Below are 15,911 nucleotides of genomic sequence, written 5' to 3' on the forward strand. Positions count from 1 at the left end.
GGTGAACGGCCCGCGCAGCAGCAGGAGCGTCGCCCTCACCTTCCACGGCAGCGGCGATCCGAAGCTGGCCACCGCCCTGCTGGAGGCCGCCGAGCAGCGCGGCCTCCAGCTGACCGTGATGGCGGTCGGCAGCTGGCTGGACCAGCAGCCGCAGATGGCCCGGCGGATCCTGGACGGCGGCCACGAGCTGGGCAACCACACCCAGAACCACCTCGACATCTCGTCGATGACCCCGGACCAGGCCCGCGCCGAGATCGCCCAGTGCGCCGACCGGCTGCAGCGGCTCACCGGCTCGATCGGCCGCTGGTTCCGCCCCTCGGCCGCGCAGTACGCCACCCGGATGGTGCGCGACCAGGCCAAGGCCGTCGGCTACGAGCACGTGCTGTCCTTCGACGTCGACCCGCGCGACTACAACGACCCGACCGCCGCCGAGCTCCAGCGCCGGGTGCTGAACGGGGTGCGCGGCGGCTCGGTGGTGGCCCTGCACATGGGCCACCAGTGCACCATCGACGCGCTGCCGGCGATCCTGGACGGCCTGGCCAAGGCGGGGCTCAAGCCGGTGACCGCCAGCCAGCTCTGCGCGTAGCCCGGCAACGCCGGGCAGGCCCCGGCGTGAGCCGTCCGGGGCCCGGACGGCTCACGCCATCGGGTCGTCCTCCTTGTACGGGCGCAGCCGCAGCGTCCGGGCGTCGGCCTCGCGGATCGCGTCGGCCCGGTTGACCAGCTCCTCCAGGTCGTCCCGCCCCGCGTGGATGAACCGCCCGTGCAGCGCGTCGAAGCGGCCGCGGGCGGCGTCCACGGTGACCGCGACCATGTACGGGATCGAGCCCCACTCCGTCGTCCCCTTGAACATCGGCATGCCGGCGGTCATGTCGGTGGCCACCGCCCCCGGGCTGATGTCGAGGACGACGATGTTGTGCCGGGCCAGCGAGTCCGCCATGTTGTCGGAGAGCTGGAGCAGCGCGCCCTTGGAGGTCGCGTACGCGGTGTAGTTGCCGTCCGGGCGCAGCGCGAAGCCGGAGTTGAGGTTGATGATCCGGCCGCGTCGGCGGGTGACCATGCCGGGCAGGGTGCAGCGCAGCAGGTTGTAGGGGCCTCGCAGGTTGGTCTCGACCACCTGCCACCACTGGAGGGGGTCGGTCTCCCAGAGCGGCACCTCGGCGCGGTCGACCTGGCCGGCGTTGTTGACCAGCAGGTCGATCGGGCCGAGGTCGCGTTCGACCAGCCGGACGGCCTCGCGCACCGAGCCGGGGCGGGTGACGTCGGCGGTGACGGCCACGCCCCGGGCGCCGTGTTTGGCGCACTCCTTGAGGGTTTCGGTCAGCGTCTCGTGGGTGCGGCCGAGGAGGCCCACGGACATGCCTTCGGCGGCCAGGCCGATGGCGATCTCCCGGCCGATTCCCCGGCCGCCGCCGGTGATCAGGGCGACCTGCCCTGTGAGCGATCCCGTCGCCACCGTGTGCTCCCTTCCCGTCCCCGGCCCCCGTCTGCGGCATTCTGTCGGCCGCCGGGCGGCGGGAGCCCCGGGCACACGCGCGGGCGGGGCGGCCTCACCCGTTCGGAGGATTCGTCGACGGTGGCACTTCCCGGGGAGAACGGTGGCACTCGCCCAGGGAGGGGGTGACCTACTGGCCGGTAGGGAGTAGTAACGTCGTCAGGGCGGTGACCGGTGCACCCATTCCGGTACACCGGCCCGTTGACCAGCAGCTCGCTGGTGCCACCAGTCGCTGGGCGACCCCCAGCACCACCGAAGGGCAAAGAGTGAGTGACATCGCGCGCGTCGGAGTAGTCGGCTGCGGCCTGATGGGGTCGGGCATCGCCGAGGTCTTCGCCCGGGCCGGGCTGGACGTCCTGGTGTCGGAGGCCAGCGGGGAGGCGCTGGAGTTCGGGCGCACCCGGCTGACCAACTCCCTGGAGACGGCGGTCAAGCGCGGCAAGCTGACCCCCGAGCAGCGGGACGAGGCGCTGTCCCGGCTGTCCTTCACCGTCGAGCTGTCCGACTTCGCGGACCGCGACCTGGTGGTCGAGGCCGTCGCCGAGCGCGAGGACATCAAGGTCAAGATCTTCGAGACGCTGGACCGGGTGGTCGAGCGCCGCGACGCGATCCTGGCCTCCAACACCTCCTCGATCCCGATCGTGAAGCTCGCCGCCGCCACCTCCCGCCCGGAGCAGGTGATCGGCCTGCACTTCTTCAACCCGGCGCCGGTGCAGAAGCTGGTCGAGGTCATCCCGACCCTGACCACCTCGGCGACCACCACCGAGCGGGTCGAGGCCTTCGCCAACCAGGTGCTCGGCAAGGAGCCGATCCGCGCCCGCGACCGGGCCGGCTTCGTGGTCAACGCGCTGCTCGTGCCGTACCTGCTCTCGGCGGTGCGGATGTTCGAGTCGGGCGTGGCCACCGCCTCCGACATCGACAAGGGCATGGAGGCCGGCTGCGCCCACCCGATGGGCCCGCTGCGGCTGTGCGACCTGATCGGTCTGGACACCATCGTCTCGATCGCCGAGTCGATGTACGACGAGTACAAGGAGCCGCTGTACGCCGCTCCCCCGCTGCTGTCCCGGATGGTCGACGCGGGCCTGCTGGGCCGCAAGTCCGGCCGCGGCTTCTACGACTACACCGCGAGCGCCTGACGCCCGAGGGCGAACGCGAGGGCCCGGGAGCGGTATCCGCTCCCGGGCCCGGTCGTTTGGCGGTGCGTCAGCTGTTGATGGCGTAGCTGTCGCCGTAGACCTTCCACTTGAGCGGCGGGTTGAGGTCGAAGTTCCCGGCGTTGAGGAACACCAGCTGCTCGGTGTCGACCCGGCTGGTGTCGGAGTGCGCGGACTCCTTCTTCATGACCACCTTGCGGGCGTCCAGGAAGGCCTTGAGGTAGGTGGCCTCGTCGCCGCCCTGGGCGGGGGTCTTGGCCTTCTTCATGGCGGCCGCGCGGATGCCGCCGAAGCTGTCCGAGCTGTTGCCCGGGCCGTGCATCACGATGGCGTCGTAGTAGGCGAACTGGCCGAGCGCGCGCAGGCCGTCGGCCTTGGCCTGGTTGACGGCGGGGTTGAAGTACACCCGGTCGCGCTCGTCGTTCTGGGCCTGCTGGAACACGGTGTCCTTGGCGGCGGTGGCCCAGTCCTTCTCGAAGGCGGAACCGAGGCCGGCGTGCGAGTCGCTGCCGTTGACCTTCTTCAGGGCCGGCAGGTACTTGGCGAGGATGTTGCCGGGCTTGAGGTCGGTGTAGTGCTGGACCAGCTCCAGCATGTCACCGGTGCCGGAACAGAAGCCGATGATGCCGGCGGTGTAGCCGCGGCCGTCCTTGATGTCCTCGATGTACTTGTACTGGGCCTTCCAGTCCAGCGACGAGTTCTCCGCGCTGGACACCAGCTGCATCGCGATGTCCTTCTTGTGCGGGTCGTCCAGTCCGACGCCCGCGATCCGCGCGGACGTTGCGGCGGAGGGCGCGGCCTGGGCGGCCGAGGTGGCCGCGACGGTCAGGGGCGCGGCCACCAGGGCGGCGGCGAGGGCGATGCGGAGGGCACGACGGGGCTGAGGGCGCATGGACGGCTCCGATTCCTCGAGCGTTAGGAAACCTTCCTAACGAGAAAAAGGAAACGCCCTCAGGTCGCCCTCCCGCAAGGGCTTTGACGGATCATCTTCAAGACATCTTCGAAGCCGCAGGTCAGACCGCCCGGCGCCGAACCCACCAGACAGCCGCCACGCACAGGGCCACCGCGAGCAGGGTCGTCCAGCCGAACTCGATGAGCTGGAACGGCCAGAACCGGTTCGCCGGCTGGTACACCTCGTGCGCCGTGTAGCCGCCGTCGCGCACCAAGGCCTGGAGGTGCGTGTAGTCGCCGCCGACGTTGTAGAACTCGCTCTGGGAGATCCGGTTCCCGGCCGGGTCGGAGAACCAGACGCTCAGCACCCAACGGTCGTCCAGCGCCATGGGCATCATGGTGTGCATCGGCTCCTCCAGCGGAGGCAGGTAGTGCGAGCGCACGGCGTAGGCGAGGAACGGCAGTGCGACCGAGGCCGCCAGGCCGATGCCCACCGCGACCACGGTGCGGCGCAGCACCGCACCGGCCAGCGCCGCGACCCCGAAGGCCACCAGCACCCGGCCGACCAGCACCGGCGGCGCCTGCTCGAAGAGCTCCGGGCTGAACCCCCCTTCCCTGATCGTCAGCGGTTCGCTCCACCAGCGCAGTAGCAGTCCGAACAGCACCGCCACGGCGGCCAGCACCGCGCCGCCCACGACCAGGCCGCCCGCCGTCCAGCGGGTGCGCCCGGCGCCCTGGGTCCACGCGAAGCGGACCGTGCCGTGCTCGAACTCCCTCGCCAGCAGCGGGCCTCCGAGGAAGGCGCCGAAGGCACCGCCGAGGACGTAGAGCACGGCGGTGAGCTCCAGCATGCCGTTGCCGTACTGGCGCTGGAACTGCTTGTACTGGGCCAGGCAGGCGTCGGTGGTCGGGTCGCAGGAGGCCGCGCCGGTACGGTCCAGGCCGGTGTGCAGGTACCAGCCGTGCAGCAGCAGGGCGAGGGAGATCGCACCCATCACCGTGAGCAGGGTCAGCAGCGCCGGCCGGTGGCGCAGCCCCGCCGCCCGCAGGACGGCGGAGCGGGGCGGGGCGAGGGTGGTGGCACTCACGACAGCATCGCCTTCTCGGTCGTACGGACGGCCCCGCGCGGTCCGGGCAGGGCGGAGGCGCTCGGCTCACGCAGGTAGGCGAGCACCAACTCCTCCAGGCCGACGCGCTGTTGGCGCCAGCCGCCGGAGACGGGGGCGTCCACGCCGCCGGTGCGGACCAGCAGATGGGACTGCGCGCCGGCCCGGCGGTCGCGGACCACCGGCAGCCGCTCGGCGACCGCGTCCGCCTCGGCCGTCGGGCCGGTGAGCATCCGGTGTCCGCCGAGCAGGTCGTCCACCTCCCCGGCCACCTGGACCCGGCCGCCGCCGAGCACCACCAGGTAGTCGCAGCTCTGCTCCAGCTCGTTGACGGCGTGCGAGGAGAACACCACCGAGAGGCCGTCCTCGGCCACCGCGGTCAGCAGCACGGACATGAAGTCGTGCCGGGCGAGCGGGTCGAGCGCGGCCAACGGCTCGTCCAGCAGCAGGAGTTCGGGGCGCTTGGCGAGGGCCAGGGCGAGCGAGACCTGCGCCTGCTGGCCGCCGGAGAGGCGGCCGTACTTGCGGTCCAGCGGGATGCCGAGGCCCTCCAGGTGGGTGCGCGCCCGGCCGTCGTCCCAGCGGCGGTTGAGGTGGCGGCCCATCGCGAGCAGGTCGCGCACGGGCAGGCCCGGGTAGAGCGCGGCGTTCTGGGCGACGAAGCCGATATGATCCAACGCCATGGGCGAGCCCGGGAGTTGGTCGCCGAGGACGGTCATCGCACCCTCGGTGGGCAGGGTCAGGCCGGCGGCCAGGCCGAGCAGCGTGGTCTTGCCCGCGCCGTTCGGGCCGACCAGGGCGACCACGTGCCCGGCGGGGATGGCGAGGTGGCAGTCCCGCAGCGCCCAGGAGCGGCGGTAGCGCTTGCCGATCCCGCCGCAGTCGATCACCGTGTCCGCCGCCATCAGGCCACCACCCCGTCGCGGCCCTCGCGCAGGTCGCGCAGCGCGTCCTCGAACACGGCGACCATCCCCTCCTCGTCCAGCCCGGCGGTCCGCGCCGAGCGCATCCAGTCCAGCAACCCCCGTCGCAGCGCGGCCCGTTCGCGCAGCGGCACCACCCCGGCGGGCAGCCCGCGCACGAAGGTGCCCTGGCCGCGCCGGCCGGCCGCCAGGCCGCGGTGCTCCAGCTCGCGGTAGGCCTTGAGCACGGTGTTGGGGTTGATGGCCAGCCCGGCCACCACCTCGCGCACTCGGGGCAGCCGGTCCCCCTCGCCCAACCAGCCCATCCGCAGCGCCTGTTCGACCTGCTGCACGAGTTGCAGGTAGGTCGGGACGCCGGAGGCCGGGTCCAGGCGGAACTCGATCGGGGAGGGCTGGTCGGAGCCTTTATCTAGTTCCATAGTTAATGAGTTAAGTGGGGGTGATGACGACTCGTCAAGTCAAGAATGGGCAAAGGGGGGAACGACGAAGGGCCCCGCTCGGACCAGGTGGTCCGGGCGGGGCCCTTCGAGGCCCTACGGGATCAGGCGCCGCGCAGCACCGCGCCCGTGCGGGCGACGGCCTCGGCGACGGCGGCCTCGCGGGCGGCGCTCGCCTCGTCGGCGGTCAGCGTGCGGTCCGCGGCGCGGAAGCGCAGCGCGTAGGCCAGCGACTTCTTGCCCTCGCCGACCTGCTCGCCGGTGAACACGTCGAACAGCCGGATGGCCTCCAGCAGCTCGCCCGCGCCCGAGCGCAGCGCGGCCTCGACCTCGGCGGCCGGGACGGCGGTGTCGACGATCAGCGCGACGTCCTGGGTGGCCACCGGGAAGCCGGAGACCGCCGGGCCGTTGACCCGCTCGGCGCCGTCCGCCGTCAGCACGTCGATGTCGAGCTCCATCGCGGCGGTCCGGGCCGGCAGCCCGAGCGCCTTGACCACCCGCGGGTGCAGCTCACCGGCGTGGCCGACCACCCGGTCGGTGCCGGCGACGACCAGCTCGGCGCAGCGGCCCGGGTGCCAGGGCTCCAGCTGGCCCTGGCGGACGGTCAGCTCGACGCCGGCCGCACGAGCCACCGTGCGGGCCGCCTCGATCGCGTCCGCCCAGGAGGCCTGCTCGCCCTTGCCCCACCAGCCGGACGGCAGCCGCTCGCCCGCGAGGGCGACGGCGACCCGGCGCGGCTGGTCCGGCAGCGCGGCGTCCAGCGCGGCCAGTTCCTCGCCGCTGGGCCGACGGTCGACGGCCGGGCGCGGGGCCACGGTCAGCTCGTCCTTGGGCAGGAAGACGGTGCCGGTCTCGAAGATCGCCAGGTCGGTGTTGCCCCGGCCGATGTTGCGGCGCAGCGCGCCGAGCAGGCCCGGCAGCAGCGTCGTCCGCAGCGACGGCTCCTCGTCGTTGAGCGGGTTGACCAGCTTCACCGTGCGGCGGCGCCGGTCCTCCGGCTCCAGGCCGAGCGCCTCGAAGGCGGCCTCGCCGAGGAAGGGGTAGTTGTTGACCTCGACGTAGCCGGCCCCGGCCAGCGCCACGCCGAGCCGGCGGTGGACGCGCTGGGCCTCGGTCAGGCCCTTGCCCGGGGGCACGTTCGGCATCCGGGCGGGGACGTTGTCGTAGCCCTCCAGCCGGATGACCTCCTCGGCGAGGTCGTACGGGTCGGTGAGGTCGGGCCGCCAGGTCGGCGGGGTGACCTCCAGGACGTCGGCGCCCGCGACCGAGCAGCCGATCTCCTGGAGGCGCCGGGTGACGGTCTCGCGGCCGTACGCGGTGCCGGCGACCCGGTCGGGCAGGTCGGCGGCGATGGTGATGGTGCGCACCGGGTGCGGGGCGGCGATGTCGGTGACCCCGGCCTCGGCGGTGCCGCCGGCGATCAGGACCAGCAGGTCGACGGCGCGCTGCGCGGCGGCGCGGGTGGCCTCCGGGTCGACGCCGCGCTCGAAGCGCTTGGACGCCTCGGAGGGCAGCTTGTGCCGCTTGGCGGTGCGGGCGATGGAGACCGAGTCGAAGTGCGCGGCCTCGATGATCACCTCGGTGGTGCCCGGGCCGGCGGCCGGGTCGAGGATCTCGGTGGAGGCGCCGCCCATCACGCCGGCCAGGCCGATCGGGCCGCTGTTGTCGCAGATCAGCAGGTCCTCGGCGGCCAGCTTGCGCTCGACGCCGTCCAGGGTGGTGAGGGTCTCGCCCTCCGCCGCCCGGCGGACCGTGATCGGGCCGTCCACGCGCTGCTTGTCGTAGGCGTGCAGCGGCTGGCCGACCTCCAGCATCACGTAGTTGGTGATGTCGACGGTCAGCGAGATCGGGCGGATGCCCGCCTTCTGGAGGCGGCGCTGCAGCCAGATCGGGGACTTGGCGTTCGGGTCGACGCCGACGACCGTACGGGCCACGAAGCGGTCGCAGCCGGCCGGGTCGGTGACCTTCACCAGGTAGCCGAAGGAGTTGGCCGGCGGCACGTCGAGCAGCGCCGGGTCGGCCAGCGGCAGCCCGTACGCGGCGGCGGCCTCACGGGCGACCCCGCGCAGGGAGAGGCAGTAGCCGCGGTCCGGGGTGACGGCGATGTCCAGCACCTCGTCGACCAGCTGGAGCAGCTCGATGGCGTCGGTGCCGGGCTCGTACTCGGGCGGGAGCACGATGATGCCGTTGTGGTCGTCACCCATGCCCAGCTCGCGGGCGGAGCAGATCATGCCGGCCGAGGTGTGGCCGTAGGTCTTGCGCGCCGCGATCGGGAACGGGCCGGGCAGCACCGCGCCGGGGAGCACGACCACGACCTTGTCGCCGACCTGGAAGTTGGTCGCGCCGCAGACGATCTCCTGCGGCTCACCGGTGCCGTTGGCGTCGCCGACGTTGACGAAGCAGTGCCGGATCGGCTTCTTGAAGCCGGACAGCTCCTCGATGGAGAGCACCTCGCCGACCACCAGCGGGCCCTTGAGGTCGGCGCCGAGCTGCTCGACGGTCTCGACCTCCAGGCCGGCCCGGACCAGGCGCTCGGCGACGTCGCGACCGGTCTCGCCCGCCGGCAGGTCGACGTACTCACGCAGCCAGGAAAGCGGGACGCGCATCAGATCTCCATCCCGAACGGGAGGGTGAAGCGCACGTCACCCTCGACCATGTCGCGCATGTCGGCGACGTTGTGACGATTCATCAGGATCCGCTCCAGGCCCAGGCCGAAGGCGAACCCGCTGTAGCGGTTCGGGTCCACGCCACAGGCCACCAGCACCCGCGGGTTGACCACGCCGCAGCCGCCGAGCTCGATCCAGCCCTCGGAGGAGCAGGTGCGGCACGGGCGGTCGGGGTTGCCGACGCTCTCCCCGCGGCACACGAAGCACTGGAGGTCGATCTCGGCGCTCGGCTCGGTGAACGGGAAGTACGAGGGGCGCCAGCGCAGCTCCAGGCCGCCGCCGATCAGCTTCTCGACCAGCACCTCGATGGTGCCCTTGAGGTCGGCGAAGGTGATGCCCTCGTCGACGGCGAGGCCCTCGACCTGGCGGAACACCGGGGTGTGGGTGGCGTCCAGCTCGTCGGTCCGGTAGACCCGGCCGGGGCAGACGACGTAGATGGGGGGCTCGCGGTCGAGCATGGTGCGGGCCTGGACCGGGGAGGTCTGGGTGCGCAGCACCACGCCGGAGTCGGCGGAGCCGTCCGGGGCCTGGACGAAGAAGGTGTCCTGCATCGAGCGGGCCGGGTGGTCCGGGCCCAGGTTGAGGGCGTCGAAGTTGAGCCACTCCGCCTCGGCCTCGGGGCCCTCGGCGACCTGGTAGCCCATCGCGACGAAGGTGTCCTCGATGCGCTCGGCCAGCGTGGTCAGGGGGTGCCGGGCGCCGCGCGGGGCGCGGTCGTACGGCAGCGTGACGTCCACCGCCTCCTCGACCAGCACGCGGGCGTCGCGCTCCGCCTCCAGCTCGGCCTGCCGCTTGGCGAGGGCCTGGTTGACGGCGCCGCGGGCCTGGCCGATCAGCTTGCCGGCGGCGGCCTTGGCGTGCGGGGGCAGGGCGCCGATCTCGCGGTTGGCGAGCGACAGCGGGGAGCGGTCGCCGGTGTGGGCGACCTTGGCCTGCTTCAGCTCGTCCAGGGAACCGGCGGCGGCGAAGGCGGCGATCGCCTCGTCCCGCGCCTGCTCCACCACCTCGGGCTTGAGGGCCTCGACCTCGACAGGGTCGTACGACTTGTTGGGTGCCGACATCTCTATCTTTCCCGTGCTCCTGCTCGTCCGTGCTCAAGGTCTTTGGGCCAACGCCAAAGGTCGAGTGTAGTCGCAGCGTGTATCACCGCTGCCGGGAAGCCCGTCCGGGGCGGCCTCGGAGCTCTCTCGGAGCTCTCTCGCATGCCCGTTCAGAGCATGCTGTGCTTGTCATTCATGCTCTTTCAGAGCATGAAGTCGGGCACCCCGGCGGGCAGGATAAATCGGAACCGGGCGCCACCGCCGGGCGCGCGGTCGACCCGGATCGAACCGCCGTGGGCCTCCACGATGCCCTTGACGATGTAGAGGCCGAGGCCGGTGCCGCCCCGCTTGGAGCCCCGCCAGAAGCGGGTGAAGACGCGCGGCATCGACTCCTCGGGGATGCCGCTGCCTTCGTCGCTCACGGTGACCGCTGTACCTTCCACGATGCGGGACGGGGTGCCGGAGCGCTCCCAGACGGGCGCCTCGACGACCTCCTTGGCCGGTGCCACCTCGATCGTGACAGTTCCCTCGCCGTGGCGCACCGCGTTTTCCAGCAGGTTGGCCAGGACCTGGTCGACCTTGTCCGGGTCGGCCCACAGCACGGTCAGCGGCTCGCTGATCCGGATGTCGAAGCGCTCCTCGGCGATGCCGGTGGCGACCTTGCGCTCGACGTGTCGGCGCACGGCGGCCGCCAGGTCCACCACCTGCTTGCGCAGCTCCAGCCGCCCCGCGTCGATCCGGGAGATGTCCAGCAGCTCGGCGATCAGCCGGGTGACCCGGTCGGCGTCGGCGTCCACGGTCTCCAGCATCAGCCGCTTCTGCCCGTCGGTGAACCGCTCCCACTTGGCCAGCAGCGTCGCCGTGAAGCCCTTGACGCTGGTCAGCGGGGAGCGCAGCTCGTGCGCGACGGTGGCGATCAGCTCGGCGTGGCTGCGCTCGGTGCGGCGCCGGGCCTCGGTGCCGCGCAGGGCGATCACCAGGCGCTCCAACGGGCCCAGCGGCACCGCCCGCACGTACCGGGCCGAGACCAGCACCTCACGGCCGCCGGGCAGCAGCAGGTTGCGCTCGGGCTGGCGGGTGCGGATGGCCAGGCCGCCGTACGGGTCGGTCAGCTGCCACCAGCGGCGGCCGTCCAGGTCCTCCAGCGGCAGGACGTCCTCCAGCGCGCTGCCGAGCGCGGCCTGCGGGAGCACACCGGTGAGCCGGGCCGCGGCCCGGTTGAAGCAGACCACCCGGCCCAGCGCGTCGGCGACCACCAGGCCGTCCGGCAGGTCGTCCGGGTCGAGCTCGGGCCCGCTGCCGACCATGGGTTGCCTCCCCGATTACCCACCGTGCCGTTCCCCCCACAGAGGCAGACCCTAGCGCCTCGCAGGCCCCGACAGTAGGGCTTGCACGGGGCGATGCCGGGGCGTGTCAGCTGTTCGAGCGGCAGCCGCCGGGCGAACGCTGGGCCCGGGCCGAGGCGTACAGGCAGACCGCCGCCGCGGTGGCCAGGTTGAGGCTCTCCGCGTGGCCGTGGATCGGGACGCGCACGACCTCGTCGGTGAGCGCGCGGGTCTCCTCCGGAAGCCCCCACGCCTCGTTGCCGAACACCCATGCGCCGGGCGCGCCCAGGGTGCCCTCGTCGAGCTCCTGGTCCAGGTCGCGCTCCCCCGCGCCGTCCGCGGCGAGCACCCGGATCCCGGCCTCGCGCAGCCTGCCGACCGCCTCCTCGACCGGCACGCCGACCGCCACCGGCAGGTGGAACAGGCTGCCGACGGAGGCCCGGACGGCCTTCGGGTTGTAGAGGTCCACCGAGGCGTCGGTGAGCACCACGGCGTCCGCGCCGGCCGCGTCGGCGGTGCGCAGCACCGTGCCGGCGTTCCCGGGGTCGCGCACGTGGGCGAGGATCGCCACCAGCTGGGGCCGGGCCTTCAGCACCTCGGCGAACGGGGTGTCGATGAAGCGGCAGAGCGCCACGATGCCCTGCGGGGTCACCGTGTCGCAGATCTCCGCGATCACCTCGTCGGTGGCGGTCAGCACCGGCAGCCCCTCCGCCAGGGCGGCCTCCACGATGCCGGCGTGCCGCTCGGCGGCCTCCGGGGTCGTGTACACCTCGACCACGGCGTGCTCGGCCGTTCCCGGCAGCTTGCCGAAGGCGACGGCCTCCCGGACGGCCTGCGGGCCCTCGGCCAGGAAGCGGCGCTCCTTGGTGCGCTGGTTCCGCTTGGCGAGCCGACGGGCGGCGACGACGCGCGGCGAGCGCAGGGAGGTGAGCAGGGGGGTGTCGGTGCTCGGCATGGTCTCGTTCTCTGGAGGCGCAGAAGCTGGCGAAGGGGTTGGGGGCGCGTCGAACACGCCCCAACGCAAACCGGACCCGCAGGGGAGCCTGCGGGTCCGGTCAGAGCTCAACCGATCTCGGAAGATCAGGCGGCGTCGGCGGCGGCCTTCGGGGCGTTCACGTCGGCCGGCAGCGCCTTCTGGGCGACCTCGACCAGGGAGGCGAACGCACCCGGGTCGTTGACGGCCAGGTCGGCCAGCATCTTGCGGTCGATCTCGACGCTGGCGGCCTTCAGGCCCTGCACGAAGCGGTTGTAGGTGATGCCGTTGGCACGGGCCGCAGCGTTGATGCGCTGGATCCACAGCTGACGGAAGTCGCCCTTGCGCTTCTTGCGGTCGTTGAAGTTGTAGACCAGCGAGTGGGTGACCTGCTCCTTGGCCTTGCGGTACAGGCGCGAACGCTGGCCACGGTAGCCGCTGGCGCGCTCCAGGATGACCCGGCGCTTCTTGTGGGCGTTGACTGCCCGCTTGACGCGTGCCACTTGATTACTCCTTGGGTTGGACCACGGACTACTTCACGCGGTCCGTCATTCGAATGGGTCGGGAAGGATCAGCTGCCCCGCACACGGCTCGCGCCGGGCGGGAGGGCGATCACTTGCCGAGAAGCTTCTTGATCTTCTTGGCGTCAGCGGGGGCCAGCTCGATCGTCCCGGCCAGCTTGCGGGTCAGCGTCGAGGGCTTGTGCTCCAGGAGGTGGCGGCGGCCGGCGCGCTCGCGCAGCACCTTGCCAGAGCCACTGATCTTGAAGCGCTTGCTGGCGCCACTGTGCGTCTTCTGCTTCGGCATTTCGCCGTATCTCCTCGTCAGTCCCGTTCACGCCCGCGCGACCTGCGCCGCACGGGCGTGAACTGGATGGATCTGCGGTGACCGGGCGGGACGCCCTGTCACCCTGGGGGCCGACCCCGGACTGCCATGAGCCTCGCGGCTCAGGCGCCCTGGGAAGCGGCCGGCTGCTCGACCGGGGCGTCGGCCTCGGCGGCCGGCGCCTCGACCGGGGCGTCCTGCGCCTCGATCACGGCGTCGTCGGCCACCAGGTCCTCGGCCACCGCGTCGTCGTCCGCGGGGGCGGCGTCGGAGCCGGCGGTCCGGCCCAGCCGCTCAGCCTTGCGGGCGTCCGCGAGGGCGCGGGCCTCGGCCATCGCCTCGGTCTTCTTCTTGTGCGGGCCAAGAACCATGATCATGTTCCGGCCGTCCTGCTTCGGCGAGGACTCGACGAAGCCCAGCTCCTGGACGTCGTCGGCGAGCCGCTGCAGCAGACGGAAGCCCAGCTCGGGGCGGGACTGCTCACGACCACGGAACATGATCGTGATCTTGACCTTGTCACCCTGCTTGAGGAACCGGACGACATGACCCTTCTTGGTGTCGTAGTCGTGCGGGTCGATCTTCGGCCGGAGCTTCATCTCCTTGATGACCGTGTGCGCCTGGTTCTTGCGCGCCTCACGGGCCTTCATGGCCGACTCGTACTTGAACTTGCCGTAGTCCATGAGCTTGCACACCGGCGGCCGGGCGGTCGCCGCGACCTCGACCAGGTCGAGGTCGTACTCCTGCGCGAGCTCCAGCGCCTTGGCAAGCGGCACGATGCCGACCTGCTCGCCGCTGGGACCGACGAGTCGCACCTCCGGGACGCGAATCCGGTCGTTGATGCGGGGCTCGGTGCTGATGGGGCCTCCTCGGTTGCACCTTCTGCGATGCGGCCGTCGGACGGCGGTCGCACGTAGTGGACTCGACCACTGGGCGGGGCTTCATTCGTGCTGCGCTGCCCGGCACCTCCGGCACCTGCACCGCGACACGAAAAAAGCCCCGCTCGGTACAAGCGGGGCTCCACACAACCGGGGCGCCCGGTGAGGGGCGCTGCGGCGACTCGGCGCCTCGGCGCCCGTCGCGGACCGGACCCGTCGACCGCGAGGTCGATCAGGTGGGAGACTTTCGCGGTTGCCCTCTCGGGCCTCCTGAGTGGAGCCTCCACTTGCTGGCCAGGCACCCATGCGGGATCCCGGCCGGTCAGTCTCGAAGCTTACAGCGTCACGCTGTCGAACGCTATTCCGCCCCGGCGCGGGGCCCCCTTGTACGCTCCACGTGTACCCACACGGCACGACGGAACGAGCCCCCCTTGAGTAGCGAGCCCACCCAGAACCCCGGCGCGGACGACGACGCGATCGGCTTCGACGACCTCACCCGCGACATCGCCGAGGTCCCGGCCGTCGAGGTGATCACCACCGTCGCGGTCCACCTGATGAGCGCGGCCGCGGTCAAGTGCGGCCTCGCCGAGGGCGGCGAGAAGGACAAGGACCTGGACGAGGCCCGCAAGCTGATCACCGCCCTGGCCGGACTGGTCACCGCCGGCGCCCCGGAGATCAGCAACTTCCACGCCGCCCCGCTGCGGGACGGGCTGCGCTCGCTGCAGCTGGCCTTCCGCGAGGCCTCGCTGGTGCCGGACGCGCCGGGCACCGGGCCGGGCGAGAAGTTCACCGGGCCGGTCTACGCCTGAGACCCGCACACGACGGGGAGCCCGCGTCACGTGACGCGGGCTCCCCGATCGCTTTCTACCGCCGGTACAGCGCCTCGCCCGGCAGCTGCGCGCTCGCCGGGAGCACCGCGAGGTCGAGCCCCCGGTCCAGCCGCACCCGCAGCACCGGGTCTCCGGCCACGGCCTGGCCGACCCGCTGCGCGGCGGCCTGGAGCCCCGGCTGGTCGAGCGCCGGGTCGAACACCACCGCGAGCACCCCGTCCGAGTCCTCCGAGGGCGCCAGCAGTCCGCTGACCACCTGCGGCTCGGCCGCCAGCAGCGCCCGGACCGCCTCGCGCACCTCCGGGTCCAGCACCGGCGGCAGGTACGGGCGGTTCTCCGCGAGCGCCCGCAGCCGGGCCCCGCTCAGCTGGTAGCTCACCGGCCCGGCCGGGTCGATCAGCAGGGTGTCGGCGCGCTCGGAGAAGGCCACCATCGCCGCCTGCGGGGCCGCCACCGGCGCCGGACGGGCGTCGGCGCGCCAACGGGTGAGCGTTTCGAGTGACGTGAAGGCCGGGAGCGCCCGGCGCCCGTCCGGGGCCTCCAGCACCGGAACGGCCATGTCGCTGGTCTTCTCGTGCCGGTGCCCGTGCGCGTCCACCTCGACCTCGCCGAGGATGGCGACGATCGGCACCATCAGCCGGGTCGGGGTCAGCGCCGCCAGCAGCTCGGACTCGGCCGCGCGGTCCTGCGACCAGCGGGCGAGGGCCGCGGTCAGCGCCGGGTCTGCCGTGCCGTCGTCCTCGGAGAAGCCGGGATTCGGGATGCTCTTGCCGACGAACGCCGGGTTGGAGAAGTCTTTGCGGTCCACCCCGCCGACCCTATGCCACCGCAAGCCCCAGGCCTCATTTCCCTGCACGCGACCTCTACCCACCGGTAGCGCCCTGTGGCACCCTGCGCGCATGGTCATCCTCGATGCGCCCGCGCCCGCCCCGGTCTCCGATCGCCACCGGTACGACCGGGCCACCGCCCACCTGGACGGGCCGGTGGCCGTCGTGGACCTCGCCGCCTTCGACGCCAACGCCGCCGACCTGGTGCGCCGGTCGGGCGGCAAGCCGATCCGGGTGGCCAGCAAGTCGCTGCGCTGCCGGGCGCTGCTGGAGCGGGTACTGGCCGTGGACGGCTTCGCCGGGGTGATGGGCTTCACCCTCGCGGAGTCGCTCTGGCTGGCCCGCACCGGGCTGCGCGACGTCCTGCTCGCCTACCCCTCCACCGACCGGGCCGGCTATGCCGAGCTGACGGCCGACCCGGAGCTGGCCCGCGAGGTCACCGTCGTCCTGGACGACCCCGCCCAACTGGACCTGATCGACGGGGCCCGCGCCGGCGACGCCGAGGTGCGGGTCTGTCTGGAGCTGGACACCGCGCTGCACCTGC

The 15,911-nt window shown here is 72.4% G+C and carries 17 protein-coding genes; 4 read left to right on the forward strand and 13 right to left on the reverse strand.

The window, feature by feature from the left end; translation table 11 throughout:
* The coding region (locus tag J0670_RS10625) for a polysaccharide deacetylase family protein (protein WP_207811233.1) at positions 1–586 on the forward strand (586 nt) is incomplete at its 5' end.
* Between the two features lie 51 nt (positions 587–637).
* Here the strand turns inward: J0670_RS10625 and J0670_RS10630 are convergent.
* Positions 638–1,456, reverse strand: a complete 819-nt coding sequence (locus J0670_RS10630) for an SDR family NAD(P)-dependent oxidoreductase (RefSeq protein ID WP_207811234.1) — start codon at positions 1,454–1,456, stop codon at positions 638–640.
* A gap of 305 nt (positions 1,457–1,761) precedes the next feature.
* On the opposite strand from J0670_RS10630, the gene J0670_RS10635 reads away from it, so the two are divergent.
* Positions 1,762–2,631, forward strand: a complete 870-nt coding sequence (locus J0670_RS10635) for a 3-hydroxybutyryl-CoA dehydrogenase (protein WP_207811235.1) — start codon at positions 1,762–1,764, stop codon at positions 2,629–2,631.
* Positions 2,632–2,698: 67 nt separating this feature from the next.
* Here J0670_RS10635 and J0670_RS10640 read toward each other — a convergent pair whose 3' ends face one another.
* The 11 genes from J0670_RS10640 to infC all read right to left on the reverse strand — a co-directional run bounded on the left by J0670_RS10640 (position 2,699) and on the right by infC (position 13,692).
* Positions 2,699–3,541 carry a chitosanase gene (locus J0670_RS10640; protein WP_207811236.1) on the reverse strand — a complete coding sequence of 281 codons (843 nt, stop codon included), beginning with the start codon at positions 3,539–3,541 and terminating at the stop codon, positions 2,699–2,701.
* A 121-nt stretch (positions 3,542–3,662) separates the two neighbouring features.
* The gene (locus J0670_RS10645; protein ID WP_207811237.1) at positions 3,663–4,628 is read right to left on the reverse strand and encodes an ABC transporter permease subunit; all 966 of its coding nucleotides are present in this window, start codon (positions 4,626–4,628) and stop codon (positions 3,663–3,665) included.
* A complete protein-coding gene (locus tag J0670_RS10650; RefSeq protein WP_207811238.1) occupies positions 4,625–5,551 on the reverse strand; it encodes an ATP-binding cassette domain-containing protein in 927 nt (308 codons plus the stop codon). The genes J0670_RS10645 and J0670_RS10650 overlap by 4 nt, the downstream gene beginning before the upstream one ends.
* A complete protein-coding gene (locus J0670_RS10655) occupies positions 5,551–5,988 on the reverse strand; it encodes a GntR family transcriptional regulator (protein ID WP_207811239.1) in 438 nt (145 codons plus the stop codon). Before J0670_RS10655 ends, J0670_RS10650 begins: the two co-directional genes overlap by 1 nt.
* A 122-nt stretch (positions 5,989–6,110) precedes the next feature.
* Complete coding sequence (gene pheT / locus J0670_RS10660) at positions 6,111–8,612, reverse strand: phenylalanine--tRNA ligase subunit beta (protein WP_207811240.1); 2,502 nt, start codon at positions 8,610–8,612, stop codon at positions 6,111–6,113.
* Positions 8,612–9,733: a phenylalanine--tRNA ligase subunit alpha gene (gene pheS, locus J0670_RS10665; RefSeq protein ID WP_207811241.1), complete on the reverse strand. Its 1,122-nt coding sequence runs from the start codon at positions 9,731–9,733 to the stop codon at positions 8,612–8,614. Before pheS ends, pheT begins: the two co-directional genes overlap by 1 nt.
* Before the next feature lie 182 nt (positions 9,734–9,915).
* Positions 9,916–11,019, reverse strand: coding sequence for a sensor histidine kinase KdpD (locus tag J0670_RS10670; protein ID WP_207811242.1), 1,104 nt, complete (start codon positions 11,017–11,019; stop codon positions 9,916–9,918).
* Between the two features lie 106 nt (positions 11,020–11,125).
* Positions 11,126–11,992 carry an RNA methyltransferase gene (locus J0670_RS10675; protein WP_207811243.1) on the reverse strand — a complete coding sequence of 289 codons (867 nt, stop codon included), beginning with the start codon at positions 11,990–11,992 and terminating at the stop codon, positions 11,126–11,128.
* A gap of 125 nt (positions 11,993–12,117) precedes the next feature.
* Positions 12,118–12,513, reverse strand: coding sequence for a 50S ribosomal protein L20 (gene rplT, locus J0670_RS10680; RefSeq protein ID WP_030055649.1), 396 nt, complete (start codon positions 12,511–12,513; stop codon positions 12,118–12,120).
* A 109-nt stretch (positions 12,514–12,622) separates the two neighbouring features.
* Positions 12,623–12,817, reverse strand: coding sequence for a 50S ribosomal protein L35 (gene rpmI / locus J0670_RS10685; protein ID WP_045701618.1), 195 nt, complete (start codon positions 12,815–12,817; stop codon positions 12,623–12,625).
* 140 nt (positions 12,818–12,957) lie between these two features.
* Positions 12,958–13,692, reverse strand: a complete 735-nt coding sequence (gene infC, locus J0670_RS10690; protein ID WP_207811245.1) for a translation initiation factor IF-3 — start codon at positions 13,690–13,692, stop codon at positions 12,958–12,960.
* 449 nt (positions 13,693–14,141) lie between these two features.
* Between infC and J0670_RS10695 the strand changes: the two genes are divergently transcribed.
* Positions 14,142–14,519 (forward strand): DUF1844 domain-containing protein, encoded by a 378-nt coding sequence (locus tag J0670_RS10695; protein WP_196946818.1) that lies wholly within the window; start codon positions 14,142–14,144, stop codon positions 14,517–14,519.
* A gap of 55 nt (positions 14,520–14,574) precedes the next feature.
* On the opposite strand, the gene J0670_RS10700 is transcribed toward J0670_RS10695, so the two are convergent.
* Positions 14,575–15,348 (reverse strand): SseB family protein, encoded by a 774-nt coding sequence (locus tag J0670_RS10700; protein WP_307806469.1) that lies wholly within the window; start codon positions 15,346–15,348, stop codon positions 14,575–14,577.
* A 91-nt stretch (positions 15,349–15,439) separates the two neighbouring features.
* Here J0670_RS10700 and J0670_RS10705 point away from each other — a divergent pair.
* The coding region (locus J0670_RS10705; RefSeq protein WP_207811244.1) for an alanine racemase at positions 15,440–15,911 on the forward strand (472 nt) is incomplete at its 3' end.

The organism is Streptomyces sp. FH025 (genome assembly GCF_017427025.1).
Lineage (GTDB): Bacteria > Actinomycetota > Actinomycetes > Streptomycetales > Streptomycetaceae > Kitasatospora.

Bases quoted from the DNA above. Each gene is read 5' to 3' on its own strand.
- J0670_RS10650 (WP_207811238.1), bottom strand. From the start codon at position 5,551: ATGGCGGCGGACACGGTGATCGACTGCGGCGGGATCGGCAAGCGCTAC.
- J0670_RS10670 (WP_207811242.1), bottom strand. From the start codon at position 11,019: ATGGTCGGCAGCGGGCCCGAGCTCGACCCGGACGACCTGCCGGACGGC.
- J0670_RS10675 (WP_207811243.1), bottom strand. From the start codon at position 11,992: ATGCCGAGCACCGACACCCCCCTGCTCACCTCCCTGCGCTCGCCGCGC.
- rpmI (WP_045701618.1), bottom strand. From the start codon at position 12,817: ATGCCGAAGCAGAAGACGCACAGTGGCGCCAGCAAGCGCTTCAAGATC.
- J0670_RS10655 (WP_207811239.1), bottom strand. From the start codon at position 5,988: ATGGAACTAGATAAAGGCTCCGACCAGCCCTCCCCGATCGAGTTCCGC.
- pheS (WP_207811241.1), bottom strand. From the start codon at position 9,733: ATGTCGGCACCCAACAAGTCGTACGACCCTGTCGAGGTCGAGGCCCTC.
- pheT (WP_207811240.1), bottom strand. From the start codon at position 8,612: ATGCGCGTCCCGCTTTCCTGGCTGCGTGAGTACGTCGACCTGCCGGCG.
- J0670_RS10640 (WP_207811236.1), bottom strand. From the start codon at position 3,541: ATGCGCCCTCAGCCCCGTCGTGCCCTCCGCATCGCCCTCGCCGCCGCC.